The 11,995-nt window shown below is 35.8% G+C and carries 9 protein-coding genes and 3 tRNA genes; 5 read left to right on the top strand and 7 right to left on the bottom strand.

The annotated features are described in order from the left end of the window. Window positions 1-8 precede the first annotated feature (8 nt). The 4 genes from ACRRVB_RS03580 to ACRRVB_RS03565 form a co-directional block, all read right to left on the bottom strand. A complete protein-coding gene (locus tag ACRRVB_RS03580; RefSeq protein WP_432466607.1) occupies window positions 9-1,313 on the bottom strand; it encodes an anaerobic C4-dicarboxylate transporter family protein in 1,305 nt (434 codons plus the stop codon). 152 nt (window positions 1,314-1,465) lie between these two features. Continuing rightward, on the bottom strand, window positions 1,466-2,119 hold the full coding sequence (trmB, locus tag ACRRVB_RS03575; protein WP_432466606.1) for a tRNA (guanosine(46)-N7)-methyltransferase TrmB: 654 nt from the start codon (window positions 2,117-2,119) through the stop codon (window positions 1,466-1,468). Between the two features lie 161 nt (window positions 2,120-2,280). Further along, window positions 2,281-3,042 (bottom strand): type I methionyl aminopeptidase, encoded by a 762-nt coding sequence (gene map, locus ACRRVB_RS03570; protein ID WP_432466605.1) that lies wholly within the window; start codon window positions 3,040-3,042, stop codon window positions 2,281-2,283. A 169-nt stretch (window positions 3,043-3,211) separates the two neighbouring features. Next, window positions 3,212-3,285 (bottom strand) — tRNA-Ala (locus ACRRVB_RS03565). Window positions 3,286-3,396: 111 nt separating this feature from the next. Here ACRRVB_RS03565 and ACRRVB_RS03560 point away from each other — a divergent pair. From ACRRVB_RS03560 to rfbB, 5 genes are all read left to right on the top strand, one after another. Beyond that, window positions 3,397-3,894, top strand: coding sequence for a dihydrofolate reductase (locus ACRRVB_RS03560; RefSeq protein WP_432466604.1), 498 nt, complete (start codon window positions 3,397-3,399; stop codon window positions 3,892-3,894). Between the two features lie 348 nt (window positions 3,895-4,242). Then, window positions 4,243-5,355 carry a DNA polymerase III subunit beta gene (gene dnaN / locus ACRRVB_RS03555; RefSeq protein ID WP_432466603.1) on the top strand — a complete coding sequence of 371 codons (1,113 nt, stop codon included), beginning with the start codon at window positions 4,243-4,245 and terminating at the stop codon, window positions 5,353-5,355. 68 nt (window positions 5,356-5,423) lie between these two features. Continuing rightward, complete coding sequence (locus ACRRVB_RS03550) at window positions 5,424-6,416, top strand: esterase/lipase family protein (RefSeq protein ID WP_432466602.1); 993 nt, start codon at window positions 5,424-5,426, stop codon at window positions 6,414-6,416. A 39-nt stretch (window positions 6,417-6,455) separates the two neighbouring features. Continuing rightward, window positions 6,456-6,540: transfer RNA gene (locus tag ACRRVB_RS03545), tRNA-Ser, on the top strand. Window positions 6,541-6,679: 139 nt separating this feature from the next. Then, the gene (gene rfbB / locus ACRRVB_RS03540) at window positions 6,680-7,678 is read left to right on the top strand and encodes a dTDP-glucose 4,6-dehydratase (RefSeq protein ID WP_432466601.1); all 999 of its coding nucleotides are present in this window, start codon (window positions 6,680-6,682) and stop codon (window positions 7,676-7,678) included. Between the two features lie 54 nt (window positions 7,679-7,732). On the opposite strand, the gene ACRRVB_RS03535 is transcribed toward rfbB, so the two are convergent. The 3 genes from ACRRVB_RS03535 to ACRRVB_RS03525 form a co-directional block, all read right to left on the bottom strand. Continuing rightward, window positions 7,733-9,862, bottom strand: a complete 2,130-nt coding sequence (locus ACRRVB_RS03535) for a hypothetical protein (protein WP_432466600.1) — start codon at window positions 9,860-9,862, stop codon at window positions 7,733-7,735. A 378-nt stretch (window positions 9,863-10,240) separates the two neighbouring features. Next, on the bottom strand, window positions 10,241-11,590 hold the full coding sequence (locus tag ACRRVB_RS03530; RefSeq protein ID WP_432466599.1) for a ClpP family protease: 1,350 nt from the start codon (window positions 11,588-11,590) through the stop codon (window positions 10,241-10,243). 38 nt (window positions 11,591-11,628) lie between these two features. Continuing rightward, a tRNA-Gln gene (locus ACRRVB_RS03525) sits at window positions 11,629-11,700 on the bottom strand. Between the last annotated feature and the right edge of the window lie 295 nt (window positions 11,701-11,995).

Raw genomic sequence — 11,995 nt, 5'->3', positions numbered from 1 at the left:
TCGTTAGATTACAAGCCAGCTACCCCAATATAGACCATTAAGAATCCAATGCCAATTGCACCAGCAATCGAGACCAAACCTGGTAACATAAAACTGTGGTTAAAAAGGAATTTGCCCACCCGAGTGGTACCTGTACTATCTAAATGCATAGCGGCCAGCATCGTTGGGTAAATTGGAATGATAAATACACCATTTACGGCTGCAGCAGAGGCTAATAATATTTTAGGAGGAATCCCTAATGCGATACCTAGTGGAAATACAGCTTTAATCGTAGCGGCAGAACTACCCATAATAGCAGCCATAAGGAGTAGAATAATAAAAAACTGCCAAGGTTCAGCGCAATAGCTCGAGATAACCTGAAGCAATATAGGTTTATTATTTTCTACAAATGTACTGCTTAACCAAGCGATCCCTAGAAGGGCTAACATCCCTTGTATGCCAGCAGAAAATGCTTTGCCTGCTGTAATAGATTTAGGTGAAATCCGGCACAATAACATAATACATGCAGCAGTAGACAACATCACTAGTGGCATAATATAAGCAGATGGGAATAGCACCTTTATACCATTTACTTCCCAAGAAGGGCGTAAAGATTGTATAGCATCTAGCAACACAATTGCTAAGCTGCCCAGTAGGAAGCAGCCAATTGAAAGCTTTGCACGGTTGTCGCTTCGAGCCAGAACAGCAGGAGAGGGGGGGGGTGTCTTTGTACCAACCATTGAGGAAGCTGGCATAGCTTTGCTTAGTAAATTGGTAACCCATGTGGCCATCAGTACGCCACCCATTGTGGAAGGTATGATAACCTTTAAGATGGTAACCACGTCGATGCCAGAGGCACTTAAAAATCCGCTTAAAATAACCATTATAGAAGAGATAGGACTGGCCAGTGCACCATGTAAAGCCGCAATAACAGAGAGTGATAAAGGACGCTCCGGACGAATACCTATTTCTTTAGAAACTTCTGCAATAACAGGAAGAATAGAATAGGCGATGTGGTTGGTCCCTCCAAAAAAAGTAATCGCATAAGTGACTATAGGACTAATATATATAATGCTACGTGGATGTTTTCTGATACAGGACTCAGCCAGTTCGACCAAGTAGCTTAATCCACCTGCAGCTTCTATAGTACCTACTGCAGCCACTACTGAAGCAATACAGAGTGTGATTTGAAAAGGAGGATCTGCTGGTGTCGCGTTTGCAACCACCATAAACAACCATATACCCAATCCACCCAGCATACTCAAACTTAAGCCTTGTAACCGAGCGCCTAGAAAAGAAGCGATCAGCAATATACTTAAACCTATCAAAAGCATTTGCGCAAGTCTATTTGTATTATATCTTCAACACACAAGAAAGCAGCTTGCTGTTGTATTTTACTTTATAGCATATAATGGCATCAATCAAATCTACATAAAAAATTACAAACGGTAAAGTAAATTGGTAAAGGTTACCAATTTACAGCTTTCTATTTTAGCGTAAAACATAGATAATAGATCTGCATCCCTTGTGCTATAAATCGCTTTTCATAACTAGTTTGAATACCAAAATGGTTATCTATTAATGAAGAACGATATAGATTTGTGGTATAGTAAAGAGGTTGTATTCCCTTTTCTTGTAGGCAATCTAATGTATGGTTAAACAGCAAGCTGTTATCGGTTTTTAAGTGAATAGGCCCACCTTGTGTAAGTATGGTTTCATATAGTTTTAAAAAACGCATACTGGTCAGTCGACGTTTTATGTCCCTGGTTTTAGGTCTAGGATCTGGAAAAGTAATCCAAATCTCAGCCACTTCATCTTCTGCAAAGAAATCCAAAACGTGGGTTACTTGTGTACGTAGAAAGGCAACATTTTGTAAGCCATATGTTTTGGCCGCTTCTGCACCTTTCCACAAACGGTCTCCTTTAATATCAATGCCTATAAAATTTCTTTCTGGAAATATTTTAGCCAGCCCTATGGTATAGGCACCATGGCCACAACCCATTTCTACGGTAATAGGATGATTGTTTTGAAAATATAAATCATTCCATTTTCCTTTAATGGTATTGTAAATCGGTTGTGGTGGTTCTATGAGATGTTTCAACCATTTGTTTGCTTCGAAACGCTTGCGCTTCTGCCTCATAATTTTACTTCGTGCGCATAACGCTTAAATATAGAAGTTTGAGGAACCATTCTTTTGAATGGTTCAATAGATGGACCAATATTGGGCCAACGAGTTGGCATGCATATATTGGATCAGTAACGGTGAAAGTTTGGTTGTTCATCTTAAAACTTGTAACCCTATTAAACGGAGTCTTGCATTAAGGTAGTTAATATCGTATATCCTTCTTCTTCAACAGCAATGGTATGTTCAAAGTGTGCTGAATCTTTTCCATCTTTGGTAACAATGGTCCAACCATCTTGTAAAGTTTTAATAGCTGAACGACCTAAATTGCATATAGGTTCTATAGCCAATATCATACCAGCTTTTAAAATAGGCCCCTGATTAGGTTTACCATAGTTTGGAATTTCAGGTGGTTCGTGCAGCATGGTGCCTACGCCATGTCCACCTAATTCTTTTACAATGCTTAGCTTATGTTGTGTAGCATATTGACCTATGGCATGAGAAATAGTAGATAGATGGATGCCTGCTTTAATGACGCGTAATCCTTCCCATAAAGCTTTTTCAGTGTGGACCAATAAAAATTTTTTCTCATCAGAAATATTGCCTACAGGGTAGGTCCAAGCACTGTCTCCAACATATCCTTTGTATTTTGCACCTATGTCAATGGCAACAATGTCACCCTCTTCCAATAGTTGATTGCTGGGTATGCCATGTACCACGCTATTGTTAATAGAGATACAAGTGGCATTTGGAAAGCCACAATACCCTTTAAATACAGGATCTGCATCGTTGCTTCGAATGATTTCTTCTACTATAGCATCTAACGTTAGACCACTAATACCTGGTTGGATGGTATTTTTTAAAACATCATGGCAAAGCGCCACAATATGACCTGCCTGTTGCAATAGCTTTCGTTCAATATGCGACCGTATTTTTATCATATAGCATCATTAGAGGCCAGTGTCTATTTTTGTGCCAACTTAATTCAAAATTATTTTGAAGATGTATTATGCTGATTGATACATCGATCTGCTTATAGCGGTGTAGCGTTAAATAGCATTATTTAGTATCTCTTTGTAAGATGATGCAATACGAACTAGCCCCTCTAAGTGGAGGATATCGGATTCGAACCGATGACCCCTTGCTTGCAAAGCAAGTGCTCTAGCCAGCTGAGCTAATCCCCCGTTTTTTTAACGTAATTATTACAGACAGTGTATTTTGTACACAAATATAGTAGTGTTTATTGAATAAGTCAAAATAAATCCTTTTTTTAGTATATCTATTTGTGATACATTATGATTATATCTATTATTGTCGCCATGTCTTTGAATAGAGTCATTGGCCAGCAAAACAGGCTTCCTTGGCATCTTCCTGCTGATTTAAAAGAGTTTAAAAAAAAAACATTAGGACATTATTTGGTAATGGGTAGCCATACTTTTCGTTCTATTGGCCGTGTTTTACCCGATCGAGTGAGTATAGTAGTTAGTACAAAAATGGATCAGTCTGTTGTGGGTTATCATGTAGTACGCAATATTGAGGAAGCGATAAGCTTAGCAAAAGAGGAAGGGGCCTCAGAGTTGTTTGTCATTGGAGGAGGAAAAGTTTACGAACAAACTTTACCTTTAGCGCATAAAATTTACCTAACAAAAATCCACCTAGTCGTATCAGGAGATACTTATTTCCCTTTGATAGGGGAGGAATGGGTCGAACGTATCATCTGTTCTTTTAAAGCAGATCATAAAAATCCTTATGATTATGAATTTATGCTATTAGAAAGGGCAAGGACACCATAAATCTTTATTTTTTATATAAGTAATATGGATTAAGCCAAATAGCTATTTTTTAATAGAATGGGATATACTTTTTTGGATAAAAAAATAAAGTAGATTTGCTATTAAATAAGCAAAAATGCAACGTTTTAAGTTTTTTTATTAAATTGCATAGGCTTAGCTTTAATCTAGTATAAGATATCAAAATAATATTTCTGAAATAGAAAAATAGAAGATTGTGCTATAGTTTTACATATCCACATGGATTGGGCTATTGGCCAAACAAAATAGAATTCTTATAAAAGTGTCTAAAGCTCTTTTTAGGTACCAGCATGATTCCCATGTTTAAATCAAAAAAATAAAAAAATAATTATGGAGTTCACGGTATCATCAGCTTTGCTTTCACAGCAGCTAACGGCCATTAGTGGGGTTATCACTCGTAATCCAGTTGTTCCAATCTTAGAAAATTTTCTTTTTCAGATAACCGATAACCATTTGGTCGTTACAGCATCAGATTTACAAACCTCTATTAGTGCTACTTTAGCGATTCAATCGGATGCCCAAGTAAGTGTAGCCATACCTGCTCGTATGTTGCTTGATACAGTTAAGAATTTACCAGAACAGCCTATTAAGTTAGCAATTAATCCCAATTCTTATACAGTTTCTATTCAATCAGATAATGGACAGTATAAATTGGCAGGGGAAAGTGCGAGTGATTTTCCGCAGCTGGCTACTTTAGAGGATGGTATAGCTTTAGACGTAGAAGTGGATGTATTGAAAAATATTTTGCAAAAAACTATATTTGCAACTAGTAATGATGAATTAAAACCTGCTATGTCAGGTGTATATATCGAATTCACGCAGGCTATGGCTACTTTTGTGGCCACAGATGGTCATCGGTTGGTTCGTTATATTCGTGAAGATCTCACTGTATCTGCACAAAGCCCCATTATTGTACCGAAAAAAGCATTGATGCTTTTAAATGGGCTAATAAGTAGTAGAGATAAGCAGGTAGGTTTTACTTTTGATCGGCATAAAATCCAATTTAGTATTGATAATATTAGTGTGATCACTAGGTTAGTGGATGAACGATATCCAGACTATGAGAACGTGATACCTAAGGAACATACCAGTAAACTTACCGTAAATAAACCTGCGTTGATCAGTGCCCTCAAGCGGGCTGCTATTTATGCCAATAAAGCTACCCATCAAGTGAAATGGATGCTTACCAGCAATGAATTGACTATTTCAGCAGAGGATTTAGATTTCTCTAATGAAGCACAAGAAAATCTTATTTGTATATATGAAGGCTTACCCCTAGAAATAGGATTTAATGCAAGGCTTTTACTAGACATGTTGGCTAGTATCTCCACAGAGGAGGTCGAATTCTTTTTCTGGGGGGGCAATAAAGCAGTTTTAATATTCCCTAAGGCACAAAATAAACAGGAGCATTTGCTGTTATTGATTATGCCTATTATTTTTTAAACTTATTTTTTTATAAGTCTATTTTTCTTAGGATAATCTTCCGTTTCTAAATTAATGTTGATCAACTTATGTCTTGCATCTTTTATAGATTTCAGTCAGTTCTATTTTTTTTATTATTTACTCCAACTTTTGTTCAAGGAAAATTGGATAAAAGTCAGTCGAATACATTGATCATCTTATTTCATGGATTGGGCAATCATGCCGCCTCTTTTAATACGATGAAAAAGAAGCTTGAGCAAGCCTTTCCTACCGGTTCTGTTGTAGCTTTGACCAGTGTAGAAGGTATAAAGAGTATAAGCGCTTCTATAGAAGAACAAAGTGCAATTAATTTTAAAGAGCTTTCTACTAAAGTAAAAGATTTAGAGCAGAGGTCTATCATCTTGATAGGTCATAGTCAAGGTGGCCTCCGTGCATATGCTTTTCTAAGACAATATAGACACCTTAATATAAAAGGGCTGGTTGCCCTAGCTGCGCCATGGGAGGGCGTTCCTGGAGCTAGGGTAGATGCTGAAATGCTTTCACACCATTTGAGCGTTCCTGTTTTGAATGATTTACGTAAGCTTTCGCTCGATCTTGGTTATCCTGAAACGGATCTTGAAAAGCGACTTATCTTAACTATACAAGACAATCAAGCACTATGTCTTTGTCCTGGTGGTAAAGACTTGATAGAGGGAAGTGCTTTTTTATGTAAAGTAAAAAAATCACTTCCTAATGTGTCTGTTCCTATATTGGCGATAGGAGGTGGGCAAACTGATTTTAGTACGCTGCTAACCAATAGAAGACGCCATCGTTTCAAGGCTTTAAATGATATGTACACTTTTTTTGTAGTGGGTGAAAAACAGCTTAACCAGTACCATGATATGCAAATTCCCCTTTATAGCCAACATGCCCTTAATATGCTCCCTAAAAGCAAGTGTAATTTCAAAAGAGTTTTGATCAAAGATGCCTTTCATAGTACCCATGTTTTGGCCATACCAGTTCCAAAGTATAAAGCCATCCTTGAACATCCTTGTGTCTTCCATGCAGTAATACAATTTGTCAAACCCATACTCAGTAAATAAGCTAAAAAATCCTTTCATTACTTTATTCGTATAGCTGCTGGAGTAGTGTCTGAGTGGTTGAAGGTATCCGTCTCGAAAACGGATGTACCGTGAGGTACCGGGGGTTCGAATCCCTCCTACTCCGCTTCTGGCTTAACTATATAGAGCCGCTACTATTTTCAGTAGCATTTACCTACTAAATCGTTTTTCTATTCCTATGTATGCCCTTTAAAGCGTAGTTTTATATCGGTATACCTCTAGGTATTGTATTACTTTGAAAGTCTATGAAAAAATTATTAATAACGGGTGGCGCTGGTTTTATAGGTGCACACTGCATTCAATTGTTTTTGAAAAAATATCCTAGTTATTATATTGTTAATCTAGATAAGTTGACCTACGCAGCGCGTGTATCTTTTGCACTTCAAGAAAAACCAAATTATTATTTTGTAGAGGGAGATATTGCCAATTTTTTATTAGTTAAAGCTTTGTTTCAAAAATTTAATTTTGATGGTGTGATTCATTTCGCTGCTGAATCACATGTAGATAGGTCCATTATCGATCCCCTTCTTTTTATAAAGACCAATATAGAAGGAACAGGCGTGCTGTTGCATGCAGCTTATAACCATTGGTTTAAAGCACCAAGGCAGTCAAAACATCCGAATCATCGGTTTGTATATGTTTCTACAGATGAAGTGTATGGTTCATTAGATGTACATAATAGACCGTTTACAGAAGCTGCTACGCTCGCACCAACTAATCCCTACAGTGCTAGTAAGGCAGCAGCAGAATGCTTGGTAAGGTCTTATAACCATACTTATGGACTTCATACAGTTATTACCCGATCAACCAATAATTATGGGCGGTATCAACATCCAGAAAAACTAATTCCGATGGTGTTGAAAAATGCATTACAAAATCAGTCTATTCCATTGCACGGAGATGGAAGTAGTATTCGAGATTGGCTACATGTGGAAGACCATTGTAAGGCTATTGATTGCCTTTTTCATAAAGGCCAAAGTGGTCAATCTTATAATATTGGTGGCCATCAAGAACAAACTAATCTTCAAATCGCGTCAATGATTTGCCAAATACTCGATCAATTGAAACCGTTATATGGAAGATCTTATACTTCCCTTATTTATTTCACTTCTGAAAGAATAGGACAAGATAGACGTTATGCACTTGATACTGGAAAAATTAAAGAAACAGTAGATTGGGCACCAACTATTCAATTGCAAACCGGTATTCAGGATCTTGTCCGCCATTATATGCAACAAGATTGATATTTGAGCGGATCAAAAGTACTCTTTTGAGGAAAATTTTCAATAATCCAGTAGCTAACCATTATTTTCTTCGCAAATCTCTATGGCCTGTTCTGCTGCGGTTGTTAATGCTTCTACGATTTTAGCATTCAAATATTTCTTTGCTAGTTCAATATCTATGGCAAGGGTTTCTTGGGCCATGCATTTTAATTCATCTAAATACACATAGCTTTTAGCATGTCGTAGGTCATAAAGTCGTTCAGCCAGTTTAATACAAAGTATAAAAAGTTGTTCTCGATTGATTACTTGTTTAAAAGAATTTTTGATATAAAGTCCACATGGTTCCATGCTTTGTCGGTCATTTACTGCTAAAATACTTTCTACAAAAGAGTATATATTCAGATCATAATTGGCTTTAATATAAGAAAGGGGTAAATCTGCATAATGCACTAAGCTGTATAGTAAAGCAACATAAATGGGTTCTGGATAAAACCGGATCCATTCTGCAACCAATTGTGCAATACCTATCGAACGTACATACAATAATTGCCCAGATGGATGACGCTGAAACCCATAGCATCGCCTTGTTAATAGGACTATTTCATCTATTACTGCTCTACGTGCTTCAGATATTTCTAATATTTGATTGTAAGATTTAATAAACACCTCTATGGATTGATCAATTTCTTTTTGAGTTGTGGGCGCATTTAAAGGGTGTATATTAGAAATCATTGCGTCTCTAACGTTTACTACATTACAAGGTACTACCATTAGCATAGGTCTTTTTTTAGCAATGGGAAAGCGTAGGTAGCCGTAGTGTGCACGAATGGCTCGTTCTATTATACGTTTTTCGACATGTATACGTTCTGCATCTGTATGACTACTGTGCCACTTAAGCTCTCTACCTTCTGTAATGTCTTGATAATAATTTTTAATCTTGGGCAACATGATTAAAGGAGTATTAGCGTTGCTGATTACCATTGCTATAGCTGGGAAGTTCATTTCTGAGTGGTATGTCCCTGTTTGCGTATTCTTTTGTATATATTTTAATTGAGTAGTATATAATTGAATTTTTATACGTTCAGTTTTTGAACCATCTAGGTTAGCAGTGCGTAAAACAGTGGGAACTAATGATTGAATCATATGGTTAATATCACATGTAATCCTTTTAGGAATAGTATGATCTTTTATTTCTATCGCTAGTTTTGGAGTTGGTGATGCTTTAGTTTCTAACACGGTCTCTAGCTTAGCAATCAATTCATCTATAGAAATTTCATTTGGCGTTAATAATATATGCTCTACATATCTGGCACGCTGCTTTAAAAAAGTAGTAAAAGTGACAAAATTATTGATAATACTTTGAAGGTCTTGCTTGTAAAATGGCCGATTATCTAAATATGAAATAAGTTCCGTGGCATCTTGCATCCCCTTTTCTACAAAAGATTCAACCTTTTTTCTGTTTTTATAACTAAGTTTTGAGCCAATATCTAGGTTAGATGCTATCGCTTTGCCTTGCTTTTTTTCTTCTCCAGTTAGCTGATTTTTAAAGTAACGGTTATAAATTTTATAAGAGGTTATTTGCCGCTTGTGATAAATGATAATATTAAAAACGATTAGGCCAAACCCTAGTAGAGATAGTAAAGAATCATTTAATGACAATAGGTTATTTAGACCTATGTTATACATTTCATAAAAAATGATGCACAGTGCACCAGCTACTAACTTTATGCTTATATAAAGGGGCAATACAAATAAAGTTGTCGATAAATGTGCTATAGATAAAGTTAGTGCAAATTGAGGGTCTTGCACCTTTATCCAATGCCATAATACATTTATAGGAAGACAAATAACAGAGCATACCAGCCAAAACACACCAATTTTCCAAGGTGATATTTTGATTTTTGGCGCTATTGTATAGCTTACAAGGCCGGTACCTATAAAAAATTGTAATATATACCAGTAAATAATAGTCTTTGCACTTATGCAATCTAATACAGTGGTAAGTACAACATAACATCCTGTAAATCCAATTACTGCATCACTTGGTATTAGTTTAGCTAATTTTTCTTTTACAGAAATAAGCTTTAATACATTTTTTATGTATGCTTTTTTACTTTTAATAGATTGTTTAATCGCGTTAATTTCATGTAGAGATTGCCTACCATCTAAATCGTCTGCCTCTAATGGAGTAGCAGGTAGATGCAAATAGAAAGCAATTACTAAAACGAATAGCAAAAAGGATAATGCTATAAGAAAAAATGCATAAAATGGCATTGTGCATGTGGAATAAATTACTATAGAAACTAGTATAATATACGAAATAAACTATACAAAGAATATAGAGAGAGCTACGATAGTAAAATTCAAATATTATGCACTTAGGATTATTGAAATAAAACAATAGACATACCGCTAGAAAATACTATCATTTGGCATTTTAATTATTTGATAGTTTTTATTTTAGCTTATTAAATTTGGTTTTTACATCGGTCAGATAGTATAAATCCTAAAAGGCATTTAGCTATGACAGGTGAGCTACTAAAGAATAGCCATACCATACCATACCATCTATACCCATAAAACTTATGATTTATCCATCATTTGAGCCTTGTGATCAGGCCTGTAGCAATAGTTCACATCGTGAGGGGCCAGTTTATTGTATGCCATCTCTTCTAGAGATGGCTCTATTGCTTTTGTTGGATTAGCATTATAATAGTGCTTTATGAATTGTTCAAAAGTATAGTCAGCTGAATCGGGCAAACTACTCATGGCACTATTTTGAATCCCATTGATCACACAATCGACCCATTTAAGCTTTTTAGCTTGGTCACCATACTCTTCCCAATCTCCATACACAGATTTTTCATAGAGCTTTTTATTAAATGTTTCAAGAGATATGCCCATTTTTTTAGCTACTCTACCTCCTAAACGCTTCCATATTTTATCCAAACGCATATAAGCTTCTTTTGTTTCTCTAAGATTACCATAGATAAACCAAGCAAGAGGTTGATGATGTAAAATAGTAGCATTTGGATAAGCATAAGACTTAGTAGCTAGTGTAGTAATCATAGCTGCCATAGAAGCAGCGAATGATTTTACGACTACGTAAACAGGTGCTTTACTAGACTCTATAGCTTGTAAAATATTGTAGCCTGCCGTTACAACCCCGCCTGGAGAGTTGCCAATAACAAGAAATATAGGATATTCTTTATTTTGGTTATTAAAATAATCAATTTGATCTACAATATAATTTGCTTTCCAGGGTGTAATAGGACCATTCAACTCAATGCATCGGTCAGAAAGCACTAGCGTATTGCTTTGCTTGATCAATGGATCTTTCAAATAGATAGGTTTCTTTTGAATGTATTTATCCCGGGTGTTTGTCGCTTGTAAAACTTCTATTTCTGCTTTTAACCGATGGCTGGTCTCTTGCAGCAGTTGCGCTTGTCCTTTTTCTAATTGTATTTTTTTATCTAACTCAGTTAACTGGGTATGATAGGCTTCCATCTCCTTCATACACTTAGCTTGCGCCAATGCTAGCTCAATAGTAAGCTTTTCTTGCTCCATATTCAATAAAAGCATAGCTTTATCATGTGCCCTGCGCACATGTTCATTTTCTATTTCTTTGTCTAGCCTCTGACGCTCCCTCTTAAGACGCAGTTGTTCAATTTGAGCAATAATAGTTGAGAGTTGTTTTTCTAAGCGTGCACGGTTGAGTGCATTTTCTGCTTCTAGGTCATGCTGTAACTTAGTCTTTCCAGCAGTATCAGTACCATTTGTGTTGGTCTTTTTTTGTATAGTAGGGGATACAACAGCTACTTCTTTCTTTTTATCTTTTGTCTTATTTGCTAATGCTATATTATGACAAGTGAGTGATATAAAACAAGAAAATCCTAACCTTATTAATCTACAATTGTAATTCAAACCAAACATTTTAGTTATTTTGAGTTTGTAAAAGATTGTTGTAAAAGCTGTCCGGCTAGGACTCGAACCTAGAGTCTTCTGGACCAAAACCAGACGTGTTACCATTACACTACCGGACAATAACTTTGTCATGTACACCTACAAATATATGAAATATACTTTTAAAAAGTAAGCAATTATCGGCTTGTTATAATGGTTTGTATTTTATACGTTATCTGCATGGTATATAGCTTTTTATGGCCAATAAAATTGGATAGGCTAATAAAAAATGGTATATTTTTAGTACCAGTCATTAACATTTTAAGTGGTGTCTAAATTTGTTGCTTAATCATTACCTAATAGATTATTTTATAGTATTAGCTCTTCATTCTATTGTATATTTAACCCACTATTTTTAAAGCTTTTTTTCTGTTA

The organism is Candidatus Cardinium hertigii (assembly GCF_050864855.1).
GTDB classification, from domain to species: Bacteria; Bacteroidota; Bacteroidia; order Cytophagales; family Amoebophilaceae; genus Cardinium; species Cardinium hertigii_C.
Note: the sequence above shows the minus strand (reverse complement) of the source record. Positions and strands in the feature narration are given on the sequence as shown.